Consider the following 21,926-nt stretch of genomic DNA (forward strand, 5'->3'; position numbering starts at 1 on the left):
CCCGTCGAGCGCATGATGCGCGACGCCAAGATCACCCAGATCTACGAAGGCACCAACCAGGTCCAGCGCATCGTCATGGCCCGCAACCTCCCGTAGTACGCACACGGAAACGGCCCCTGGCGCGACGCCGGGGGCCGTTCTGCTACTCCGGGACCTTGTCGACGACGTAGACGCCCATGCCGGTGACGGTATGCACGAGCCCCTCGTCCTTGAGGACCTGCACCGCTTTGCGGAGTGTGTCGCGTGCCACGCCGAACTCCGCCTCCAGCGCGACCAGACTCGGGATGCGGCGGCCGGGCGCGATGCTGCCGTCCTCGATGCGCGCACGCAGGATCGTCGCGATCTGTCTGTACGGCGGAATGGGTCCTTCCCGGTCAATGCTCATGGTCCACGACCCTAGGAAGCTACCTCGGTCCCACCATAGCCACCCCCAGGGGTAGACGGGGGTAGTACACCTCCCTTACGCTGCAATCACGCAAAGGCCCCGGCGACGGCGGCAACCGTCCCGGGGCGTGGTCGATCCACTCAGGAGACCGACATGGCCCACCCTATCCGCGCCCTCGTTCGCTGGACGAGGCTCCTCTTCGCGCCGCCGCCCAGCACCGGTACGTACCGCCCATGTGCGGACGCACCCCTGCGCCCGGCGCCCCAACTCCCCGCCCCGCGTTCGCCGTACGGGCTCGATGTCCCCCTCGACGGTAGGGAGACGGCGCTGGTACGCCCGTACCTGCGGGCGCATGAGCAGCGGAGCCGCCGCCTGGCGCTCGTACTCGCCGCTGACTTCGGGATCGATCTCGACACGCACCTCGTCGGTGCGGCGTGACGGCCGCGCGGCGCCCCGCGCGCATGTGTGTCCGCTGCGAACGTCTCACCACGGACCCCGTCGTCGTCTCGGAGGTGCACGCGGGCTCGGGCCCCGGGTTCAACGTCTACGCCTGCTCGCAGTGCGCGCCGCACGTCCCGAAGCCGCCGGACGCGCTCGACCTGCTGGAGGGCGGGCTCCTATACGGCACCGAGTGACCGACCTTGTGGACTGGAGGGCATCCTCCGGGGCGGCTTCGCCCCTTGGTTACACTCCCCGCGCCATATCGCGAGGACAAGGGCGGGACAGTCATGAGTGTCGATTCCACGGTGCAGGGTCTGCTGCGGCAGATCGCCACCCAGGACTTCGTCGAGCTGCGGGACGAGATGGGCAGCGCCAAGAGGCTCGCGGTGCGGGCCGCCGTCGTCGAGCAGTACGGATTCGAGTACGCCGAGTCCTGGGCGTACGGGACACAACCAGCAGACCCTGATCGTCCACATGTACCGCGACCCCCGCCCCGAGGCACGCGCGCGTGAAGCGGCCACCATTGCCGCCTTTCCCAAGGCCGGCAGGGGCGGCCCCGTCCCGGGCATGCGGCCCGGCACGCTGAAGCCGATCCCCGAGACCGAGCAGGCGGTCGCGCACCTCAAGGACCGCATCGGTTTCGACGTCATGGCCCGGCCCGCGGGCAGCAAGCAGAAGGGGATCGCCTGGGGCATGACCGGCGTCGTGGTGCTGACGCTGCTGATCAGCGGGCTCTACCTCGGCGCTCTGATCGGCGGCGCACTGCTGGCAGGATTCCTGCTCGCCGCCTTCAAGATCGGTGACGTGCGGCGTCAGAGGATCACCGAGCGACTGACGGCCGCAGGGTTCGCCGCCGTACGGGACGAGCACGGACGGCAGCGGTTCCTGCGCCCCGGCCAGCAGCTGCCGGGTCACGTCAACCCGTTCGCGAGCTGATGGCCCGCAACCTCCCGTAACTCCGGGAACCGGAATCAAAAAGAAGGGGCACCCCGTCACGGGGTGCCCCATTCTTCCGTGCGTACGTCAGCGGTTCGACGTCACCGTCACCGGCTCGTCGTTCTGGATCTGCGACACCAGCTGCTTCACCTTCGGCATGTCCCACTTCAGCGAACCCTGCGGCGCGCTGCCCGAGATCGGGATGTTCATCGACTTGCCGTCGCCGCCGCTGATGCCCTTCATCGCGAAGAACATCTTGCCGAGGTCGTACAGCGACATGTCCTTGTCGACGATCAGCGTGTCAAGGCCGGCGCCCAGCGTCGGGTACAGCTTGAACGGGTTGAGGATCGTGCCCGGCGTCGCCGCCTGGTTGGCCAGGGCGGACAGGAACTTCTGCTGGTTCTTCGTCCGCGCCAGGTCCGACTCGGCGAAGGCGTACCGGGTACGGACGAACGCGAGGGCCTGCTCGCCGTTGAGGGTCTGCTCGCCCGCCTTGAAGTCGGCGCCGGACTTGTCGTCCTTGAAGCCCTTCTCGATGTTCAGGTCGACACCGCCGAGCGCGTCCACGATGTTCGCGAAGCCGGCGAAGCCGATCTCCGCGTAGTGGTCGATGCGCAGTCCGGTGTTGAACTCGACCGTGCGGACCAGGAGCTCCGGGCCGTCCATGGCGTACGCCGCGTTCAGCTTGGAGCCGCCACGGGCCCCGAACTTCTTCCCGGACTCCGAGCCCACGAACGAGGGGATCGTCACCCACGAGTCACGGGGCAGCGAGACCATCGTGTTCCCGCTGGAACAGGCGGCGAGGATCATCATCGAGTCGGTCCGCTTGCCCTGCGCGGAGCCGGTGTGCAGCTTCTTCTTCTCCTCGGCCGACATGCCCTCACGGCTGTCGGAGCCGACGATCAGATACGTCGTGCAGTCGCCCTCGGCCGGCCGCTCGATGACCTTGCCCAGGTCGACCTCGTTGCGCATCTGGCTGCTGGCCCAGGCGTACGTGCCGATGCCCCAGGCCAGCACGGCGACGACCAGGACGATCGAGCCGACCTTGACGCGGCGGCGCCAGTCCGGTGCCGGACGGCCGGGCGAACCGGGATATCCCTGGCCCGGCTGCGGCGGAATGACGGGGGGCTGCTGCCCGCCGCCGTAGTTCCGCTGCCCGTAGACCTGCCCGGTGTTGTAGCCGCTGTCGTACCCGGAGCCCTGCCGCGGCTGACCCTGGCCGTAGCCGGGGTCGTACTGCGGCGGCTGCTGGGGCACCTGCGGGCGCTGCACATGGCGCATGCGGCGGGCTCCCTCGGGCTGAGAGCTCGAGCTGCCGCGGCCGTATCCGCCGTCATCGGGCCAGTCATTCATGCGGACAGTCTGCAGGCCGCCTCCCGAGCGCCGACAGGGTGGGTGGGGAATCGGGGCGGCGCTGTTGCCAAGCTGATGCAATGAGGACGAGCCCGGGACCCGGCATAAGGTGGAGGGCATGACAGATCAGGCCCAGCGCACGGACCGCCCGCAGGGCGACATTCCGGGCAAGCCCACCTCCGCGTCCCGCACCACGCTCAGCCACATCATGACCAGCCACGACACGAACCTCCTGGGTACGGTGCACGGCGGCGTGATCATGAAGCTGGTGGACGACGCGGCGGGCGCCGTCGCGGGGCGGCACTCGGGCGGTCCGGCCGTGACCGCCTCCATGGACGAGATGGCGTTCCTGGAGCCGGTACGGGTCGGGGACCTGCTCCATGTGAAGGCCCAGGTCAACTGGACCGGCCGCTCCTCGATGGAGGTCGGCGTCCGCGTCATGGCCGAGCGCTGGAACGAGTCCACCCCCGCCCAGCAGGTCGGCTCGGCCTATCTGGTCTTCGCGGCGGTCGACGGTGACGGCAAGCCGCGCCCGGTCCCGCCGGTGTTCCCGGAGACCGAGCGGGACAAGCGCCGTTACCAGGAGGCCCAGATCCGCCGCACCCACCGACTGGCCCGCCGCCGCGCGATCATGGATCTGCGGGAGCGCCGCGCGGCGGAGGGCTACGAGGACTGACGCCCGGGGCGGGCGGCACGGAACGGCGTCGCGGCGGGCGCGTCCGCTCCGTGGCCCCCGCACCACGACGGCGCTACGGGCACACCACCTCGTCCCCCTTCACCGCCACGAACGGCCCCTTCGTCGGTTCCTCCGGCCGTACCGGCGTGACCCCCTTGTAGTTCGCGCCCACGAAGACCCGCAGCGTCGCGCCGCGCCCCTTCACCGCCTTCAGCTCCACCCCCGGCAGCGCCGCCGCCAGGGACTTCGCCGAGCGGTCCCAGCGCGGGTCGTACTCCACCACCGTGCGCGGGCGAGGGGCGCCGCCCCCGGTCCGCGGTGCCCGCGTCGTGTTGAAGCCCGTGGCCCGCAGCGCGTCATCGGCCTTCCGCCCCACACCGGCCGTCCCCGTCGCGTTGTAGACCTGCACCCGGATCGTCTTCGGCGCCACATCCACCACGGTCGCCTTCGGTCCGTCCTTCGCCACCGCCTTGTGCGCGGCGAGGGGCCGGTCGTCGCGCAGGGCCTGGAACAGCTTCTGCGCCTTGGGCGCGTCCCACTTCACCGTCGAGCCGATGCCCTTCACCCGGAAGCTCACGTCCCCGATCGGCACCGAGACGAACTCCGAGGACGCCGGGGTGAAGCCCCGCATCGCCTTGGCGAGGGCCAGAACCTGCTCCGTACCGAATCCGCCGTCCGCCCGCACCGAGTTCAGCATCGTGGTGGCGACCTCGCGGAAGCGCACCGGGTTGAGCAGCACCCCGCCGCTGGTCATCCGGTCGACCAGCGCCGCCAGGAACCGCTGCTGGCGCTGCATGCGGCTGATGTCGGCCGCCCCGTCGACATGGCGGGCACGTACGTACTGCAGCGCCTGCCCGCCGGTCATCTCATGCGGTCCGGCCGGCAGGTCGAGCCCGGTGTACGAGTCCTTCAGCGGCCGCGCCGTGCAGATCTTCACCCCGCCGACCGCGTCCACCGTCTTCATGAAGCTGGTGAAGTCGACCTCCAGATAGTGGTCGATCTTGACGCCCGTCATCCTCTCGACGGTCCGCACCGTCAGCCCGGGCCCGCCCTCGGCGTACGCGGCGTTCAGCTTCACCGGATGCGCCTGGTGGCGCCGGCCTGTGGTCTCGTCGATGTGCTCGGGCATCTCGGCGTATGAGTCACGGGGCAGACTCACCACGCTCGCCCGCTCCCGGTCCTCGGAGATGTGGACGAGCATCACGGTGTCGGTGCAGCGACAGGGCTTGCCGCCGAGGCGGTACTCCCTCCGCTCCTCCTCGGTGATCCTGTCCCGCCCGTCCGTGCCCACGACCAGCACGTTCATGCCGTGCCCGGCCTGGGGCCGGTTCTTCATGTCCCTGAAGGGATCGACCCGGGTGATCCCGGTGTCCAGACCGGTCACCATCGCATGGCCGATGCCGCCCGCGCCGAGCACGAGGACGGAGAGCGTCGTCGCGATCCGCATCCCCCACCGTGGCCGCCGGACCCGTCGTACCCGTCGTACCCGTCTGACACGGCGGGCCGGTACGGAACGGGCGGCCGGCCGGGGACGGGGCGTGCGGGGCGGTGTGGGCACCGGGGGACACCTCCGCGGGTGGGACGAGGGGACCGTGAGCACGGTAGGCCCATACGATCAGTGACCTCGCGCACCCGTCCCCGTGACGCGCTTCGTGTCCCCCGTTCGCGGTAACGTGGCGGGCAATATGAACGCCATGCCCGCCGCCCTGCCCCCCGTCTCCGTGATCATGCCGGTCCTCAACGAGGAGCGGCATCTGCGCAACTCGGTCCGTCACATCCTCGAGCAGGAGTACGACGGCGAGATGGAGGTGGTGATCGCGCTCGGCCCTTCCACGGACCGTACGGACGAGATCGCCGCCGAACTCGTACGGGAGGACCCCCGGGTCCACACCGTGCCGAACCCCACGGGCCGGACGCCCGCCGCCCTCAATGCGGCGATCAAGGCATCCCGTCACCCGATCGTGGTACGCGTCGACGGCCACGGGATGCTGTCGCCCAACTACATCGCGACCGCGGTCCGCCTCCTGGAGGAGACCGGCGCGCAGAACGTCGGCGGCATCATGCACGCCGAGGGCGAGAACGACTGGGAGCACGCGGTCGCCGCCGCGATGACCTCGAAGATCGGCGTCGGCAACGCGGCCTTCCACACCGGCGGCCAGGCGGGCCCGGCCGAGACCGTCTATCTGGGTGTCTTCCGCCGCGAGGCCCTGGAGCGGCAGGACGGCTACAACGTGGAGTTCATCCGCGCCCAGGACTGGGAGCTGAACTTCCGTATCCGCGAGGCGGGCGGTCTGATCTGGTTCTCGCCCGAGCTGCGGGTCCAGTACCGGCCCCGCCCGAGCGTCCGCGCACTGGCGAAGCAGTACAAGGACTACGGCCGGTGGCGCCATGTCGTGGCCCGCTACCACCAGGGCTCCATCAACCTCCGCTACCTCGCCCCGCCGACCGCCGTCTGCGCGATCGCGGCCGGCCTGGTCGTGGGCGTGGCGCTCACCCCGGTCGGCTTCGTGATCCCGGCCGGCTATCTCGCCGCGATCACCGCGGGCTCGGTCCCGGCGGGCAAGGGCCTCCCGCTGAAGGCCCGTCTCCAGATCCCGGTGGCCCTCGCGACGATGCACATGTCCTGGGGCTACGGCTTCCTGACCAGCCCGCGCGCGCTGGCGCGCAAGGTCATCGCGAGCCGCCGCCCGGCGGTGAAGACCGCGGAGGTCTGACCACCGGACTCACGACACGGCTTGGAGCCCCGACGTATCCCGTCGGGGCTCCAAGCGTGTGATGCATGCCGTGGCGCCGTCAGCAGACCTTGGAGGTCGAACCGCCGGTCGAGTTCAGGTAGCCCGTGGCGTGCGTGCAGAAGGCCGCGGTGTTGGCGGCCGGGCCCCAGAGCTCGGAGCGCGTGGTGTTGTTGAGCTCCGCGTCGCCGTAGTCGGTGCCGGAGTCCGAGTGATTGACGATGTGGACGTACAGGTCCCAGTTCGAGTGGGTGTTCCGGTACTGCTGCCACACGTAGATGTAGGCGTAGTTGTAGCCACAGCCGTAGTACTGCTTGACGGACGCGGCGTCGACTCCGCCGACCTGGATGACCCGGGTCGTGCCGACCTGGGAGACGTTGGCGCAGCCCGAGGGGGTGCTGGCGGCGGCGGCCGGGGCGTTGACGAGCGAGAGGCCGGCTATCGCGCCGAGGGCGCCGAGAGTCGACGCGACCTTCTTGCCGAGGTTCATGGGTGAGCTCCAAGTGAACGCGCAGACAAAGCCAGCTGAAGCTATAGCCAATGATCGATCGAAGTAAATGATCAAGCAGGTGGCGAGCGTCACATCTGGTCATTCAACTGCCGGTGGATGAGGGAGAGTTGAGAGCTGTGCCCGAGGGCGTCCCCGGGGCCGGCTCCCGGCCGAGGCCGGCCGGCTGTCGCGCGGTCGGCCTCGGCGGGCGTACTCAGCTGCAGTGCATCCAGCCGGTCGAGTCCTGGTAGAGCTCGTGGCCGTTCGTGCCCCATCCGGTCGCCTCGGTCTTGATGCACTTGCCCTTGGCGTAGATCTTCACGGGGCCGGCGTAGTACTTGAAGTGCCCCGGGTCGCCCTGGAGTTCGGTGGACGTGCCGATCGAGAGCTCCATGCGGGTGGACACGCCGTAGGTGGAGCCCTGCTTCACGTTCACGACGCAGTTGTAGGTGCCGTCCCAGTAGATGTACGTCGTCGCGACGCGCCCACCGCCCTCGACGGTGTAGGCATAGTGCGGCAGGGTGTCGATCAGGGTGCCGTTACAGCCGTAACCACCGGCGGCCGCGGGGCCGGCCGTGGCGATGGGCGCGACGACGCCGACGCCGAGCAGCAGGGTCGCGGTCGCGAGCGAGCGGGTGATCTTGTGCTTCTTCATGGGTCTGCTCCTGGTCGAGGGAGAGCGCGGCTGCGTTTCGGTCGTCCGAGCCGCGCTGTCCGCGAAGGCCCTCACTGCGGCGATCTCGCCGGTGCTGTCGGCTCCGCTGCCGAAGGCCCCCGCGCGTGCATCAGCAACACGCTTGCTGTGAGGGGTTGTTGACGGTCCATTGTTTCGAGCGGGACGTGAACCTGACAGGCGCATGATCGATTTGGCGTGGTGATGTCGATCACGAAGAGGTTTGAGGGAAAAGTGATGGCCGGACCCTTCGGGGTCCGGCCATCACTGATGTTCGGCAGGGGTGTTAGCTCTTGCCGTCCCACTTGTAGGGGTCGAAGATGTACATGCAACCCTTTTCGTTGCCGCGTACGACCTCGGCACCATCGGGCATCTCGCCCTCCTCGACGGCCGGCTTCTCATAGGTGGAGCCCTCGCGCCAGTCGGAGCCGACGACGAGCGTGATGCCCTCCGCCTTCGCGTCGGCCCGGACCGCCGACGCCGGCAGACCCAGCGCCGTGGCGACGGACTGGGCGTCCGCCTTGCCCTGGTCGGCGGAGGCCTTCGGGTAGGTGACCACGGTGTCCTTGCGGCTGGCGGCCTCCTTCGACGCGTCGGCCAGCGTGAAGCCCTTGCCCTTCAGCAGCTCGGTCACCTTGCCGGCCCGGCCCTCGGCGGGCGCCTGCCCGTTGCCACTGGTGCCGTTGACGACCGTCACGGCGAGCGTGCCGGGAGCCTGGGCGGTGGCCTTCGGCGTGGCGGTCGCCTTCGGCTTGGCCTTGGCGTCGGCCGGATTTCCGTTCTTGTCGAAGGCGACGTCGTCGCGGAGCATCTGGAACATCTTGTCGGCCGAGCTCTGGACCAGCTCGTTCTTGTTGTCGTCCTTGGACCAGGCCTTCGTCGGAATGTTCGCCGTGGTGAGGCGGTCCAGCTTCACGTTCTTGAGCTGCATGCTGAGGTCGAAGAGCGACTTGACGGTGTCGAGCTCCTGGGAGACCTGCAGCGCCTTGGTGGCGGTCTCCGCCAGGCTCATGAGGCGGCCGGTGTCGGTCCAGGCGTTCTGCTTCTGGAGCTTCTCGACCACCCCGTTCATGTACATGCGCTGGGCCTTGGCGCGGTTCTGGTCGCTGCCGAAGGCGTGGCGGGTGCGCAGCCACTGGAGCGCCTGCTTGCCCTGGACCTCCGTGGTTCCCCTGGGCAGCTTCAAGCCCGAGCCGCCGGGCTGCGCCCGGGTCGGGTGGTCGCTGACACCGGACTGCACACAGACCGGGACACCGCCGACCGCGTCGGCGATCGACACCACGCCCGAGAAGTCGACCATGATCCAGTGGTCGATGTAGACGCCGGTCAGGCTCTCCCAGGTGGTGAGGGTGCAGCCCGGACCGCCGCGCATCAGCGTCTCGTTGATGGGTTTCTCGGCCACGGCCTCGTACGTCTTGCCGTCGTCCCCCTTGCACTTCGGGACCCGGACGACCGTGTCGCGGGGGATGGACACGATGGAGGCGTTCTTCCGGTCCGCCGAGACGTGCAGCAGCATCTGCACGTCCGCCAGGGGCGGGTTGTCCCGAAGGTCCTTGCCGCCGCCGAGGGCGACGTTGCCGTCGGCGGCCCGGCTGTCCGAGCCGATCAGCAGGATGTTGAGCGGAGTGTCACCGAGCGCGTTCGGCGTTGCCTTCTTGACGCCGCTCTCGCCGCCCGCGCGGCCGCCGCTGCGGATGTTGCTGTTGAGGTGCTGGTAGTACAGGTATCCGGCGCCGGCCGTCCCGAGTATCAGGAGCGACAGGGTCGCGGCGACCCAGCGGAATATCTTGCGTTTCCCGCTCTTCTTGGCACGCCTGCGCGGACCCTTGCGCCGGTGACTCGTGCGACCTTCGCCGCCACCGCTCCCACCGGAGCCGTTGTCACCGCCGTCGCCCGCACCGCCGCCGGAGGCGCGGGTGCCCTCCCCGGCACCCTCGCCCCCGTCACCGTAGAGACTCTCGTCCCAGCCCAAATCGCGGGCGTGCGGAACGCGTCCACGCGTCCCCTCCTTACGCACGCTGCTCTGTCCCACCCCTGGTCCCCCTCGTTGATCAGGCGTGTGCCGTGACCCGGCGTTTCCGGGTCACTGGGCGCACACCTTCTTGTCTGCTTCGACCTGACCCACGTCCGGCGCCTTTACCGGACCGGTGATGGGCACCCCCGCGCCCTTGAAGTCGGAACCGAGGACGAGCGTCATGGGCTCGCGCTCCCCGGCGTCCGTGGTGCCTGGCTTGAGCGCCGTGGCGGGCAGGCCCATCATGTCCGCGAGCTTGCGGGCCTGATCGGCCTGGTTCGGTGCGTACGTGAGCGTGGTCTTCGCCGCCTTCTCGGGCGCGTTGGCCTTGTTCGTGGAACGCGACACACCCTGCTCGTTCTGCAGCCAGTTGATGGTGTACTGCGCCGCGAACTGGATGTTGCTGCCGTTGTAGACGTCGACGCGCACCTCGGCGGCCTTGGCGCGCGTTCCCTGGAGCAGCTTCGCCTCGGCCTGGGCCTTGGCGTCCTTGGCGTCCTTCTCCTTCTTCTTCACCTCGGTGAAGGAGACGTCGTTCCGCACCATGTCGAAGATCTGCGGGGCCAGCTCCGGGTTGAGGACGACGGTCGCCCGCTTGGTCGGCGGCTCATCAGGGTTGTCGCGCACCGGAACGGTCATGAAACTGATGTTCTTGAGGTCGACCTTCCCGAGCTCCTTGGCCAGGGTGGTCAGCTTGATGGCCGTACCTATTCCCTGGTCCACCGTCAGTGCCTTGGTCGCCGCGTCCGCCACCGAGTACAGCTTCGTCGGACTGTCGAGCGTCTCTTCCTTCAGCTGCCGGATCATGGATGCGAGGAACTGCTGCTGCATCTTGATCCGGTCCAGGTCGCTCTCGTTGCCGAGACCGTGGCGGTTGCGGAGGAACGCGAGCGCCTGTTCGCCCTGGACCTTGTGCTCCCCCGCCGGGAGGCTGAGCTTGGAGTAGTCCTTGTCGTGGATCGGCTTGGTCAGGCAGACCTTCACGCCGCCGACCGCGGCCGACAGCGTCTTGACGGCGTTGAAGTCCACCATCATGAAGTGGTTGATCTCGATGCCGCCCGTCAGCGCCTTGACGGTGCGCATCGTGCAGCCGGGGTCCCGGCCGTTCACACCGAACGACTCGTTGAACCTCGTCTTCGTGCCGGAGCCGGGGATGACCTTGGTCGAACCGTCGGGCTGCTTCGTCGGGCAGTCCGGGATCTCGGTCTTGAGGTCGCGGGGGATGCTGATCGCCGTCGCGTTGGTGCGGTCCTCGGAGACGTGGAAGAGGAACGTCGTGTCGGCGTGGCCGGTGACGTTGTCCTTGTTCCCGTAGGTCGTGTTGCCCTCGCCGGTGCGGACGTCGTTGCCGATGATCAGGATGTTCAGCGGCCCCTCCATCGTCTCGCCGCCCGAGGCGGCGTCACCGACGTCGATGGTGTTGAGGTTGCCGTTGAACTTGTTGTAGAGCGCGTACGCGCCCGCCGCACCGGCCACGAGCACGACGGCCATCGTCCCGCCGGTCCAGAGCAGGACCTTCTTCTTGCGGGACTTCTGCGGCTTGCGCTTGCGGCGACCGGCCGACGGCTGCCCGCCCGCGGGGCCCTCGGGGGCACGGCGGCGGCGCTGGCCGGGAACGGGCGCCTCGGTCGAGGTACGCGAACGCTCGCCGGTCCGGGAGGTCTCGCCGGTTCGCGAACGCTCGGCGGCCCGTGACCCCTCACCGGTTCTCGGGCCCGGAGTGGTGGCACCGCGGGGGCGGGACTGCTGTGTCGATTGCCCAGCGGAGTGGTTCAGTCGCAGTTCGTAGTTGCCCGTTTGCGGGTTGAGTACCCACTGGTCGGCGGGGTCGATCTCGTCCGCCTGTCCACGGCTGTGCGCGTCCACGGTTACTTGAATCCTCCGTCGGTGCCACGCGAGGCGCCTACCCCGTCGGGCGCTCGGTCGTTCGATCCGTATGAGTGCGCGACCACGCGGTCGAGAGCACTGGATCGCGTCACACTATCCGCCCAGTTCAGCGCGGAGCGACGTCCGTGACAAATTCCACGCCCCTTACAACTGGGCAATTTGCTCAAACCTCATCCATCCCTGCCCTCCCCTTGGACTCCCTTTTACTCACCCGCCCTCAGACCTCTTCTAGGGGCAGGCTCCTTCCGCCGCGCTGCGTCCCGAGAACGTCGGCGTCGGCACCGGGCTCGGCGAGCCCGCGTCGTCCGGCTTCCCATTGCCGTCCCTGTCCTCGCCGGCGCTCTCCGACGCCGAGGGCGTCACGGTCACGGGCCTGTCCTCGCGGAGCCGCTTGAAGAGTTGACTTGCCTCGGGTTGTACGAGTTCGTCCCGGTTCGCGTTCTGCGCGTACGGCCGCCGCGGCACCGTGAGGAACTGCACCTTCTCCGTGGGGATCGCCCGCATCGAGCGCGCGAGGTCGTACAGATCGCGGAGCGAGTCGAGCCCCGGGTCGGTCGTGATGGACTTCGTCGCCGCGTCCAGGACCGGGTACAGGCGGGTCGGATTCAGCAGGACGCCGTTGCTCTGCACCTTGTTGACCAGGGCGCCCAGGAACTGCTGCTGGCGATCCATGCGTTCCGTGTCGCTTCCGTTGCCCAGCGACTTGCGGGCCCGCACGAAGCCCAGCGCCTGCTCGCCGTGGAGCGTCTGGCGCCCGGCCGGCAGCTTCAGCTTGGCGTCGGAGTCGTCGATCGGCTCCCTGAGGCAGACCTCCACCCCGTCCACGGCGTCGACCATCTTCTTGAAGCCGCGGAAGTCGATCACCATGTGGTGATCGATCCGGATCCCGGTCAGCCGCTCGACGGTACGGATCGTGCAGGCCGTGCCGCCGATCTCGAAGGCCGAGTTGAACTGGGCGAATTGTTCACGTGTGCGCGTTCCGTCCGGTGTGCGACACGTAGGCATCTCCACCATCAGATCGCGCGGGATGGAGACCGCCGTCGCGCTCTCCTTCCCCGCCGCCAGATGCAGCAGGATCGTCGTGTCCGAGCGCTGGGTTCCCTTGTCCCGCCCGTACTGGGAGTTGCCGGTGCCGGTCCGGGTGTCGGAGCCGATCAGCAGGATGTTCCGCGCGGACGAGGCGACGGCGCTCGGGCGCTCCTTCTCGTACGCGCGCAGTTCGGCGGCGGCCGTGGTGTCGGTGGTGATGTTGTTGTCGAGCTTGCGGTAGAACCACCAGCCGGCACCCGCCGCGGCGAGGACGACGAACGAACACCCGAGCGCGGTCCAGCGCAGCCAGTGCCGCTTGCGCGGGGCGTCGCCCTCGGCGGCACCCGCCCAGCCCTCCGCGCCGGCCTCTCCGGTGGCGCGGGGCGTCTCCTCCCCGGCCGGGGGGTCCGGTTCGGCGGGCGTGCCGGCACTGTCCGTCACGTCTGAGTCCATCCTTCATGGCGTCGGCGGCGCGCCGGGCCGCCGGTCGCTGAGATAGACGGCCGAACCTGACGCTTGGTTGTGCCGGGGAGGGTGCGTACCCGCCGATCATGTACCGGAGTTGAGGCGCAGACCCGGGGACTCGGCGGGTCGGTGCGCCATACGGGTGGATCCTCGGCGGGCGGTCAGACCGCGGTCGCCGTGACCCGCTCGCTCTCGACCCGCTTCTCGAGCGCCTCGGGCGCCAGTTGGTCCAGGTTCCGGCAGAGCACGACCGAGGCTCCTGCCGCCAGCGGCGCGTACAGCCCGGCGGAGAGCCCGTCCCAGCCGTCGTAGGTACGGCCGGAGAGCAGCCGCGCGCCGGGTGCGAGGCCGAGGGCCTCGGCGTCCGCGCGGGCCCGCTCCACGAGCTGGGCGCCTGTCAGTTCCGCACCGCCGACCAGCAGCGCGGCCGCGTCCGCGTCGACCGGAACGAAGGGGGCGAATCGGTCACCCTGGCTCGGCACCTCCACCGCGTAGTCCGCGTAACCGGCGGGCGGGGCCGGGAAGCGGCGGCCCAGCGGGGCGAGGGAGAGCGCGATCCGGTCTCCCGAGCAGGCCATCCCGGCATCGAGGGTGTCGGGCCCCGCGACGACGTAGTCGGCGTCCGCCGGGTCCCCGCCGAGCTCGGCGGTCACGCCGACGGACGAGCACGCCAGCAGCCAGACGGCGGTCTGCCAGTGAGCGGGAAGCAGCAGCGCGAGCCGGTCGCCGGGGGAGGCGGAGAGCTCGCCCTGGAGCAGGTTGGCGGTCTTGGCCACCCAATTGGCGAAGGTGGCGACGGACAATTCGACGCGCTCACCGGTGGCGTCGTCGTAGAAGGTGACCAAGGGGCGGGCGGGGTCCGCGGCGAGCGCGGATCGCAGCAGGTCGGCGGGGGTGCGGTCGCTGGCGTTCACGCGGGCAAGGGTACGCGGGGAGGTCTGCGGGAAGCCGCCGTACCGGTGACACCGTCCTCCGGTCGGCCCGATGGCCCGTCAGTTTCCGGGTGGAATCCCACCGTGCGGAACGGCCCGGGGCTGCGGACGATCACTTCATGCGTGCCAACCTTGTCTCCTCGATCGCCGTGACATGCGCGGCGGCAATCGCCCTTCCGTTGTCCCTCGCGACCCCTGCGGCGGCGCTGCAGCCGGGTGCGCCCACCATGCCGACGGCGGTGCCGACCGTCGTCGAACCCGCCGCTCCGGCGGCGCCACCCGTCGTGGACCCCGCAGAGCGGGAAGCGGCGCCGGCCGCCGCCTCGGAGGCGGACGTCGCCGGATCCACCCAGTCCCTGCGGCTCGCGCCGCTCGGGAACGGCCGCCGGGCCATCGGCCCCGCCACCGCGGGGGCGGCGCAAGGCCTGGCCCGACGGGACGTCAGACCCTTCTCCCTGGTGGGAGTCGTCTGGGACGACGCCCAGGCGCACCTGCACGGCACCGTCCAGGTCCGTACCCGGACCACCGGAAGCGCGGACTGGTCGGAGTGGCAGGACGTCGAGATCCACAACGACGACCACGGGGCCGACCCCGACACCGTCGAGGCCGCCTCGGGCGCGATCCGTGGATCCACCGCCCCGCTCTGGGTCGGCGACTCGGACGGCGTCGAGGTCCGAGTGGAGCCGGAGCGGCACGAGGAGTTCGCGGCCGAGGCCGAACCCCTCCCCGCCGGGCTCCGCATCGAGCTGGTCGACCCGGGCCCGGAGCCCGCCGCCGACCCGGGCCCCCGGACGCGCGTGGCGCACGCGGCGCGTACCGCGTACCGCGGGCCGACCGTCGAGGAGGCGGCCGCCACCTCCGTCAACGCCCACCTCGCCCCGGTCGGTACGCCCGCGATCCCGGCCGCCGCTGCCCCCGCCGCCGCCGCGAAGCCGTACATCGGACCCCGCCCGAAGATCATCACGCGGAAGGGCTGGGGGGCGAACGAGAAGCTGCGCAAGGGAGGGTTCGTCTACACCAAGGCGGTCAAGGCGGCCTTCGTCCATCACAGCGCGACCGGCAACAACTACACCTGCAAGCAGGCGCCCTCCGTTCTCCGCGGTATCTACCGCTACCACACCCAGAGCAGCGGCTGGCGTGACTTCGGCTACAACTTCGCCGTCGACAAGTGCGGAAACATCTACGAAGGGCGCGCCGGAGGCGTGGCCAAGCCGGTCCACGGCGCGCACACGCTCGGTTTCAACACCAACAGCATGGGCATCGCCGTCCTCGGCACCTACAGTTCGACGACCCCGCCGGCAGCCGTGGTCAACGCCGTCGCGAAGCTGACGGCGTGGAAGCTGGGGCTGCACGGGGTGAATCCGAAGGGGAAGACGACGCTGGTCTCGGCCGGCGGAAAGTACAAGAAGGGCAAGAAGGTCACCTTCAACACCATCGCGGGACACCGTGACGGCTACGCCACGGCCTGCCCGGGAGCGCGCCTCTACGGGAAGCTCGGCACCGCGAGGACCACGTCGGCGAAGTACCAGGGACGGCCGTGATGGGGGCACCGCCGGAGCGTCTGCATAAACTGACCGGTCATATCGCACGGACGAGCGGACAAGCCGAAAAGCGGACGAGCCGACGAGTGGGCGTGCGACGAGACCGGACCCGGACAGGAAGCAGAGACGACAGGTGACAGAAGCGATCCTCCTGGTCGGTGGCAAGGGCACGCGGTTGCGGCCCCTGACGGTCAACACGCCGAAGCCGATGGTTCCGGCGGCCGGCGTTCCCTTCCTGACGCACCAGCTGGCACGGGCCAAGGCGGCGGGCGTCGAGCATGTGGTGCTCGCCACGTCGTACCTGGCCGAGGTCTTCGAGCCGCACTTCGGGGACGGCTCGGCGCTGGGGCTCAGCCTGGAGTACGTCACGGAGGAGGAGCCGCTCGGGACGGGCGGCGCGATCCGCAACGTCGCCTCGCGGCTCCACTCGGGTGCCGACGACCCGGTCCTCGTCTTCAACGGCGACATCCTGACGGGCCTGGACATCCGGGCCCTGGTCGCCACGCACGCCGACTCGGGTGCGGACGTCTCCCTGCACCTCACCCGGGTCGACGACCCGCGGGCGTTCGGCCTGGTCCCGACGGACCCGACCGGCCGCGTCACGGCCTTCCTGGAGAAGCCGCAGACTCCGGAGGAGATCGTCACCGACCAGATCAACGCGGGGGCCTACGTCTTCCGCCGCTCCGTCATCGACACGATTCCGGCGGGCCGTCCCGTCTCGGTCGAGCGGGAGACCTTCCCCGAGCTGCTCGCCTCCGGCGCGCATCTCCAGGGCCTGGTCGACTCCACGTACTGGCTCGACCTCGGCACCCCGCAGGCCTTCGTCCGCGGCTCCGCCGACCTCGTCCTGGGCCGCGCCCCGTCCCCTGCGGTGCCGGGCCGCTGCGGCGACCGCCTGGTCCTGCCGACGGCCCGTGTCGCACCGGACGCCAAGCTCACGGGCGGCACCGTGGTCGGCAACGGCGCGGTGGTCGGCGCCGGCGCCCGGATCACCGGCTCGACGGTCCACGCGGACGCGGTGGTCGAACCGGGCGCGGTGATCACGGACTCCCTGATCGGCGCGGGAGCGAGGATCGGCGCGCGCACGGTCCTCACGGGCGCGGTCATCGGTGACGGCGCCCACGTGGGCCCGGACAACGAACTCCGCGAAGGCATCCGCATCTGGTGCAACGCGGTCCTCCCGGCAGGCTCGGTCCGCTTCTCGTCCGACCAGTAGCAACGCGCCTGTTGTGGGCGTGCCCCCGTGTGTCCGGTGACCACGGGGGCGCTGCCGGTTCCGGGGAGCGTTCACCCGAGGTGCGCCGGGGCTACGCTCATACACATGGCCGGCCGCTTCCCACCCCGCACCCCCACGACCCGCACCACCGTGCGCGGCGGTCACGTCCCCATCCCCGGCCCCGCCCCCGAGGCGCCCTCCCCGGAGGCCCCCGCCTCGGACGCCGTCGACCTGGGCCTCACCCTCGGCCCCCTCCGGCGCGGCCCGGCCGACCCCACCTTCCGTACGACCCCCGACGGCTCCGTCTGGCGGGCCAGCCGCACCCCCGCGGGCCCCGGCACGCTCCGGGTCGCCATCCGCTCGGGAGTCGTCGAGGCCGAGGCCTGGGGCCCGGGCGGCGAGTGGCTCATGGACGGCCTGCCCCGGCTCCTCGGCGCCGAGGACGACCCCGCAGCCTTCGTTCCCCGTCACCGTCTCCTCGCGGCCACCCACCGCCGCCGGCCCGGCCTGCGCCTGACGCGCACGGGCCTGGTCATGGAGTCGCTGATCCCGTCGATCCTGGAGCAGAAGGTCACGACCGACGAGGCCTACCGCGCGTGGCGTCTGCTCGTACGGAAGTACGGCGAGCCCGCCCCCGGCCCCGCGCCGGACGGGATGCACGTCATGCCCGACGCCCCCACCTGGGCCCGGATCCCGTCCTGGGAGTGGCACCGCGCGGGCGTCGACGACAAGCGCGCCTCGACGATCCTGCGCGCCGCGCGCGTCGCCCGGCGTATGGAGGAGGCGGCCGGGATGGAGCCCGAACAGGCCCAGCAGCGACTGGAGTTGATCCCCGGGATCGGCCCCTGGACCTCCACCGAGACGATCCAGCGCAGCAACGGCGCCCCGGACGCGGTCACCGTCGGCGACCTCCACCTGCCCGGCATCGTCGGCTACGCCCTCGCGGGCGACCGCACGACCGACGACGCGGCCATGCTCGAACTGCTCGCCCCCTACGCGGGCCAGCGCCACCGCGCGGCCCGTCTGATCCTCCTCAGCGGCCGCGTCCCGCCGCGCCGCGCGCCCCGGATGACCCCCGGAAACATCGCGGCGCTCTGAGCGCACGCACCTCCCGGAGCGGGAGCGGGGCTCGGAACCGACGCTCCGAGCCCCGCCCGCCGAGAGCCGCTACCGCACCTCGATGAACTGCCCCGCCTGCCGCGCAGGCCGGTCCTTCGGCGGCGCCGCAGCGTGTCCGACCGCCACCGCGCCCATCGGGTCCCAGCCCTCCGGCAGCCCGAGGACGTCGCGTACGACATCACGGCAGAACATCGTCGAGGACACCCACGCCGAGCCGAGCCGCTCGCCCGCCAGCGCCACCAGGAAGTTCTGCACGCCCGCACCCGCCGCGACCACGAACATCTCCCGCTCGGCGGCGTCCCTGCGCGGGTCGCCGTAGTGGTGCGAGCCGTCCATGACCAGGCACGGCACCACCAGATACGGGGCGTCGCGCAGCACGTCGCCGCGTCGTACGCGCTTGGCGACGGACTCCTCCGACTTGCCGTCCCGCCGCAGGTCCGCGATCCACGCGTCCCGCATCGCGTCGAGGAGCCGCAGCCGTGACTCCGGCGATTCCAGGAGTACGAACCGCCATGGCGTGGTGTGGTGCGGCGCCGGAGCCGTGACGGCTGCGGCGACGGCTCGCCGTACCGCGCCCGGATCCACCGGCTCGTCGGTGAACTCGCGGACGGTACGCCGCAGGGTCACCGCCTCCCGCACGGCCTCCGAGGTCCCGAGCCGGAACATGTCGTCGGCGGCGCCGCGCACCAGGGCCCGGGCGCCCTCGCCGACGGAACCGTCCACCACGTGCGGCAGACCCCGGACGACGGCGACCGGCAGTCCGTTCGCCTTGCCCTTCACCAGGTCGCCCGCGGCGGCGAGTTCGTCGGCGGTGGCGACGACGGTCGCGCTGAGCGGATTGCCGTACGCGTCCGTGCCGCCGCGCAGGTCGTCGAGGACGCGCACGCCGGCCGCGCCGATGGCCACGTCCGTCAGACCGCTGCGCCAGGGCCGCCCGAAGGTGTCCGTGACGACGACACCGACGTCGACGCCGAGCGCGTCCCGCAACCCGTCGCGGATGGCGCGGGCCGAGGCGTCCGGGTCGACGGGCAGCAACAGCACCGTTCCGGCAGGGGTGTTGGAGGCGTCGACCCCGGCCGCGGCCATGACCAGACCCTGCCGGTTCTCGACGATCCGCAGCGTGCCGCGGCGCGCCACCACCCGCACCGTCTCGGCGTCGATCGCCTCCTCCCGGTCGTCGGCGGCGATCACCCGCCCCTCGGACTTGCTCACGATCTTGGACGTGACGATCAGGACGTCCCCGTCCTCGAGACCGGGGGAGGCGGACGCGATCAGCTTGGCGAGATCGTCCCCGGGCTTCACCTCGGGCAGCCCGGGCAGCGCCCACACCTGGTACGCGGGGCCTTCCGCGCCGACGGCGGGGCCGTCCGCACCGCGCAGAGGTCCCGTCATCCGCGGAGCTCTTCCGCCAGCGTCAGCGCCTGGCGCGCCATCGCGGCCGTCGCGTCCAGGTCCGTCATCATCAGCGGCACCGCCCGGCAGCGGATGCCCGCCGCCTCGACGTCCTCGACCGTGCCCGCGTCGACGGTGTCGACCAGCCAGCCGTCGAGCAGCCCCGAGCCGTAGTGCTTCGCCACCGCCGAGGCCGTGGACTCGACGCCCACCGCCGCGAGGACCTTGTCGGCCATGCCCCGCACGGGCGCGTCGCCGACGATGGGGGAGAGACCGACCACCGGCACGTCCGCCTCGGCGATCGCCTCGCGGATGCCGGGTACGGCCAGGATCGTGCCGACCGACACGACCGGGTTGGACGGCGGGAAGAGGATGACGTCCGCCTCCGCGATGGCCTCCAGGACACCGGGGGCGGGCTTCGCGGCCTCCGCGCCGACCGCCACGACGGCCCGCGCGTCCACGGACGCCCGCAGCTTCACCCAGTACTCCTGGAAGTGCACCGCCCTGGACTCGCCGTCCACCTCGATGGCGACGTGCGTCTCGACGCGGTCGTCGGACATCGGGAGCAGACGCACGCCCGGCTGCCAGCGGGCGCACAGCGCCTCGGTGACGGCGCTGAGCGGGTATCCGGCGCCCAGCATCTGCGTGCGGACGATGTGGGTCGCGAAGTCCCGGTCGCCGAGGCCGAACCACTCCGGGCCGACCCCGTACGCCGCGAGCTCCTCCTTCACCGTGAAGGACTCGTCCTCACGGCCCCAGCCCTGCTCCTCGTTGATGCCACCGCCGAGGGTGTACATCACCGTGTCGAGGTCCGGGCAGACCTTCAGTCCGAAGAGATGGATGTCGTCACCGGTGTTACCGACGACCGTGATCTCCGCGTCGGGCGCGGCCTGCTTGAGGCCGCGAAGGAAGCGGGCACCACCGATGCCACCGGCCAGAACCACAATGCGCATGCACACAGTCTGTCAGGCGCGGCCTGATCGTCTGAGGGGTGGTGGTCGGGTGACGGGAGGGGCTGTCAGGCGCGGCCTGATCCTCTGAGGGCTGTCAGGCCGTGACGACACCGCGGGTCGCAGGGGCGCATTGGGTCGTCACGGGCCTGGGGGTCCCCCCGGACGAAGTCTGGGGGAGCATGGGCATGTCGGTGAGGCCCGGGTAGTAGACGTGCAGACTGACCGCCGGTTCGAGGGAGTCGTTGACGACCTCGTGGACGTACCCCGGCGCGAAGACGCGCTGCGCGCCTCCCGTGAGCGTCCGTACGCCCCGGTCCGTACGCTCCGTCAACTCCCCTTCGAGGACGGTCAGGACGCCGGAGGAGCGGCCGTGGTCGTGGAGCCCGCTGCCCTGGCCGGGCACCCAGGAGAGCAGCCAGACCTCGTAGCCGGGCCCGGTGCGCAGCCGGTGGTACCAGCGGGTGGTGGCGTCGTACTCGACGTGGGGGGCCCACTGTGCGCGGTCGGCGGCGATGGAGCGCGCGAGGCCGGCGAACTCGGCCACGGTGGTGGGGTGCTCGCGGGCGGGCTGCAGGAGGTGCGGGACCTCGAGGATGTCGCCGGCGATCTGAAGGTCGCTGTCGCTGTTCATGGGTGCGGTGGTCCTCGGCAGAAACAGAAGTCAGTGCTGGGGGTCCCCGGACGGAGCCCGGGAAGGGTGTCGCAAGGAGAGAGAAGAAGACGCTGGAGCTCTGTGGCATCAACAGCTGGAACAGCAACAGCAACAGCGAGCCTGGACAGCGCGGCGGTACCCACGGGCGTGGGTCGCGGAGGGCGCTGAGGTCACTGGCATGGGATCAAAGGTGACGGGCGAGCCACCCGACTGTCAACCCAATGCCCGTTTTGGCGGTAATGTTTCACCTCATCCGGTTACAGCGCCCGGAGAAAGGTTTGTTCAGTCGCTGAGCGGGAGACATGGCGCAACATCCGTGCCCGCAAACGCGGCTGGGATCCCGTGATCAGACTGTGATCCGGATCGCTTCCGTGGCTGGATCGCAACAAGATCCATGTCTGGGGCGTCTCCCTTCGTGAAGGGGGAACGGTGCGGACAGGCCAGTGGCATGTGTCTTGTTTTTGGTGATTTGAACACTTTCCGCATAGCCTTGGTTCCGCAGAGTGAATACCGGGCCCAATAGCAGATTCCGGCTTGACTCGCACAGAGCACGAACTTGTAATTTCACTCGTGTCGTTCGGCCGAAATCGGTAACGGCAACATCACGGGGACGCAAAGACGGACGAGGGGCGCACATGACCGAGTTGTTCCAGGAACTGCTGGTCGAGGACGCGGACGAGGAACTCGGCTGGCAGGAGCGCGCACTGTGCGCCCAGACCGATCCCGAGTCCTTCTTCCCCGAGAAGGGCGGCTCGACCCGCGAGGCCAAGAAGGTCTGCCTCGCCTGCGAGGTCCGCTCCGAATGCCTCGAATACGCCCTGCAGAACGACGAACGATTCGGCATCTGGGGCGGCCTGTCCGAGCGTGAACGCCGACGCCTGAAGAAGGCCGCGGTCTGACCGGCGCCCCGACCCGCGCCCACGCGTCAAACCGCTCACACCTGTACACAACGAACGGTCCGTCCCCTGTGCTCTGTCCACAGGCGGCGGACCGTCCATGTTGGCAGCCGTTAGTGTGGGGCCCCGTCCGAGACGTACCCA

Annotated in this window: 23 protein-coding genes; 11 read left to right on the forward strand and 12 right to left on the reverse strand. The window is 70.3% G+C overall.

Features of this window, described 5'->3' with window-relative positions; translation table 11 throughout:
- A partial coding sequence (locus ACFC0D_RS30980; RefSeq protein WP_157849844.1) for an acyl-CoA dehydrogenase family protein occupies positions 1 to 96 on the forward strand: 96 nt, incomplete at its 5' end.
- Between the two features lie 46 nt (positions 97 to 142).
- Here the strand turns inward: ACFC0D_RS30980 and ACFC0D_RS30985 are convergent.
- Positions 143 to 385, reverse strand: coding sequence for a GntR family transcriptional regulator (locus tag ACFC0D_RS30985; protein WP_376443047.1), 243 nt, complete (start codon positions 383 to 385; stop codon positions 143 to 145).
- Positions 386 to 538: 153 nt separating this feature from the next.
- On the opposite strand from ACFC0D_RS30985, the gene ACFC0D_RS30990 reads away from it, so the two are divergent.
- The 4 genes from ACFC0D_RS30990 to ACFC0D_RS31005 all read left to right on the forward strand — a co-directional run bounded on the left by ACFC0D_RS30990 (position 539) and on the right by ACFC0D_RS31005 (position 1,762).
- Positions 539 to 823 carry a hypothetical protein gene (locus tag ACFC0D_RS30990; protein ID WP_376443050.1) on the forward strand — a complete coding sequence of 95 codons (285 nt, stop codon included), beginning with the start codon at positions 539 to 541 and terminating at the stop codon, positions 821 to 823.
- Between the two features lie 23 nt (positions 824 to 846).
- A complete protein-coding gene (locus ACFC0D_RS30995) occupies positions 847 to 1,020 on the forward strand; it encodes a hypothetical protein (RefSeq protein ID WP_376443053.1) in 174 nt (57 codons plus the stop codon).
- A 93-nt stretch (positions 1,021 to 1,113) separates the two neighbouring features.
- Positions 1,114 to 1,338, forward strand: a complete 225-nt coding sequence (locus ACFC0D_RS31000; protein ID WP_376443056.1) for a hypothetical protein — start codon at positions 1,114 to 1,116, stop codon at positions 1,336 to 1,338.
- Positions 1,339 to 1,393: 55 nt separating this feature from the next.
- Positions 1,394 to 1,762: a hypothetical protein gene (locus ACFC0D_RS31005; RefSeq protein ID WP_376443059.1), complete on the forward strand. Its 369-nt coding sequence runs from the start codon at positions 1,394 to 1,396 to the stop codon at positions 1,760 to 1,762.
- An 87-nt stretch (positions 1,763 to 1,849) separates the two neighbouring features.
- Here the strand turns inward: ACFC0D_RS31005 and ACFC0D_RS31010 are convergent, their stop codons facing one another.
- Positions 1,850 to 3,115, reverse strand: coding sequence for an LCP family protein (locus ACFC0D_RS31010; RefSeq protein WP_376443062.1), 1,266 nt, complete (start codon positions 3,113 to 3,115; stop codon positions 1,850 to 1,852).
- Between the two features lie 118 nt (positions 3,116 to 3,233).
- On the opposite strand from ACFC0D_RS31010, the gene ACFC0D_RS31015 reads away from it, so the two are divergent.
- Positions 3,234 to 3,791 carry an acyl-CoA thioesterase gene (locus ACFC0D_RS31015; protein WP_376443065.1) on the forward strand — a complete coding sequence of 186 codons (558 nt, stop codon included), beginning with the start codon at positions 3,234 to 3,236 and terminating at the stop codon, positions 3,789 to 3,791.
- Between the two features lie 73 nt (positions 3,792 to 3,864).
- Here the strand turns inward: ACFC0D_RS31015 and ACFC0D_RS31020 are convergent, their stop codons facing one another.
- A complete protein-coding gene (locus ACFC0D_RS31020) occupies positions 3,865 to 5,238 on the reverse strand; it encodes an LCP family protein (RefSeq protein WP_376443068.1) in 1,374 nt (457 codons plus the stop codon).
- 238 nt (positions 5,239 to 5,476) lie between these two features.
- Here ACFC0D_RS31020 and ACFC0D_RS31025 point away from each other — a divergent pair, with 238 nt between their 5' ends.
- The gene (locus tag ACFC0D_RS31025) at positions 5,477 to 6,505 is read left to right on the forward strand and encodes a glycosyltransferase family 2 protein (RefSeq protein ID WP_376443070.1); all 1,029 of its coding nucleotides are present in this window, start codon (positions 5,477 to 5,479) and stop codon (positions 6,503 to 6,505) included.
- Positions 6,506 to 6,584: 79 nt separating this feature from the next.
- On the opposite strand, the gene ACFC0D_RS31030 is transcribed toward ACFC0D_RS31025, so the two are convergent.
- The 6 genes from ACFC0D_RS31030 to ACFC0D_RS31055 all read right to left on the reverse strand — a co-directional run bounded on the left by ACFC0D_RS31030 (position 6,585) and on the right by ACFC0D_RS31055 (position 13,995).
- Entirely contained in the window at positions 6,585 to 7,013 is a 429-nt protein-coding gene (locus ACFC0D_RS31030) for a hypothetical protein (protein ID WP_376443073.1), read from the reverse strand.
- A gap of 214 nt (positions 7,014 to 7,227) precedes the next feature.
- Entirely contained in the window at positions 7,228 to 7,668 is a 441-nt protein-coding gene (locus ACFC0D_RS31035) for a hypothetical protein (protein ID WP_376443075.1), read from the reverse strand.
- 304 nt (positions 7,669 to 7,972) lie between these two features.
- Positions 7,973 to 9,718 (reverse strand): LCP family protein, encoded by a 1,746-nt coding sequence (locus tag ACFC0D_RS31040; RefSeq protein WP_376443078.1) that lies wholly within the window; start codon positions 9,716 to 9,718, stop codon positions 7,973 to 7,975.
- A 51-nt stretch (positions 9,719 to 9,769) separates the two neighbouring features.
- Complete coding sequence (locus ACFC0D_RS31045) at positions 9,770 to 11,566, reverse strand: LCP family protein (RefSeq protein WP_376443081.1); 1,797 nt, start codon at positions 11,564 to 11,566, stop codon at positions 9,770 to 9,772.
- 249 nt (positions 11,567 to 11,815) lie between these two features.
- Entirely contained in the window at positions 11,816 to 13,057 is a 1,242-nt protein-coding gene (locus tag ACFC0D_RS31050; RefSeq protein WP_376443084.1) for an LCP family protein, read from the reverse strand.
- Positions 13,058 to 13,242: 185 nt separating this feature from the next.
- A complete protein-coding gene (locus ACFC0D_RS31055; RefSeq protein ID WP_376443087.1) occupies positions 13,243 to 13,995 on the reverse strand; it encodes a TIGR03089 family protein in 753 nt (250 codons plus the stop codon).
- A gap of 137 nt (positions 13,996 to 14,132) precedes the next feature.
- On the opposite strand from ACFC0D_RS31055, the gene ACFC0D_RS31060 reads away from it, so the two are divergent.
- The 3 genes from ACFC0D_RS31060 (at position 14,133) to ACFC0D_RS31070 (ending at position 17,868) form a co-directional block, all read left to right on the forward strand.
- Positions 14,133 to 15,554, forward strand: coding sequence for a peptidoglycan recognition protein (locus ACFC0D_RS31060; protein WP_376443089.1), 1,422 nt, complete (start codon positions 14,133 to 14,135; stop codon positions 15,552 to 15,554).
- A gap of 133 nt (positions 15,555 to 15,687) precedes the next feature.
- Complete coding sequence (locus tag ACFC0D_RS31065; protein WP_376443092.1) at positions 15,688 to 16,770, forward strand: sugar phosphate nucleotidyltransferase; 1,083 nt, start codon at positions 15,688 to 15,690, stop codon at positions 16,768 to 16,770.
- 105 nt (positions 16,771 to 16,875) lie between these two features.
- Positions 16,876 to 17,868, forward strand: coding sequence for a DNA-3-methyladenine glycosylase family protein (locus tag ACFC0D_RS31070; RefSeq protein ID WP_376443095.1), 993 nt, complete (start codon positions 16,876 to 16,878; stop codon positions 17,866 to 17,868).
- Positions 17,869 to 17,937: 69 nt separating this feature from the next.
- On the opposite strand, the gene ACFC0D_RS31075 is transcribed toward ACFC0D_RS31070, so the two are convergent.
- The 3 genes from ACFC0D_RS31075 to ACFC0D_RS31085 all read right to left on the reverse strand — a co-directional run bounded on the left by ACFC0D_RS31075 (position 17,938) and on the right by ACFC0D_RS31085 (position 20,865).
- Positions 17,938 to 19,281, reverse strand: coding sequence for a coenzyme F420-0:L-glutamate ligase (locus ACFC0D_RS31075; RefSeq protein ID WP_376443097.1), 1,344 nt, complete (start codon positions 19,279 to 19,281; stop codon positions 17,938 to 17,940).
- Positions 19,278 to 20,234: a 2-phospho-L-lactate transferase gene (gene cofD, locus ACFC0D_RS31080; protein WP_376443099.1), complete on the reverse strand. Its 957-nt coding sequence runs from the start codon at positions 20,232 to 20,234 to the stop codon at positions 19,278 to 19,280. Before cofD ends, ACFC0D_RS31075 begins: the two co-directional genes overlap by 4 nt.
- 94 nt (positions 20,235 to 20,328) lie before the next feature.
- The gene (locus ACFC0D_RS31085) at positions 20,329 to 20,865 is read right to left on the reverse strand and encodes a cysteine dioxygenase family protein (RefSeq protein WP_376443102.1); all 537 of its coding nucleotides are present in this window, start codon (positions 20,863 to 20,865) and stop codon (positions 20,329 to 20,331) included.
- A gap of 656 nt (positions 20,866 to 21,521) precedes the next feature.
- Here ACFC0D_RS31085 and ACFC0D_RS31090 point away from each other — a divergent pair.
- Positions 21,522 to 21,785 (forward strand): WhiB family transcriptional regulator, encoded by a 264-nt coding sequence (locus tag ACFC0D_RS31090; protein WP_015033978.1) that lies wholly within the window; start codon positions 21,522 to 21,524, stop codon positions 21,783 to 21,785.
- The last annotated feature ends 141 nt before the right edge of the window (positions 21,786 to 21,926 follow it).

The sequence above is a fragment of the Streptomyces sp. NPDC056222 genome, assembly GCF_042264065.1.
GTDB lineage: Bacteria > Actinomycetota > Actinomycetes > Streptomycetales > Streptomycetaceae > Streptomyces.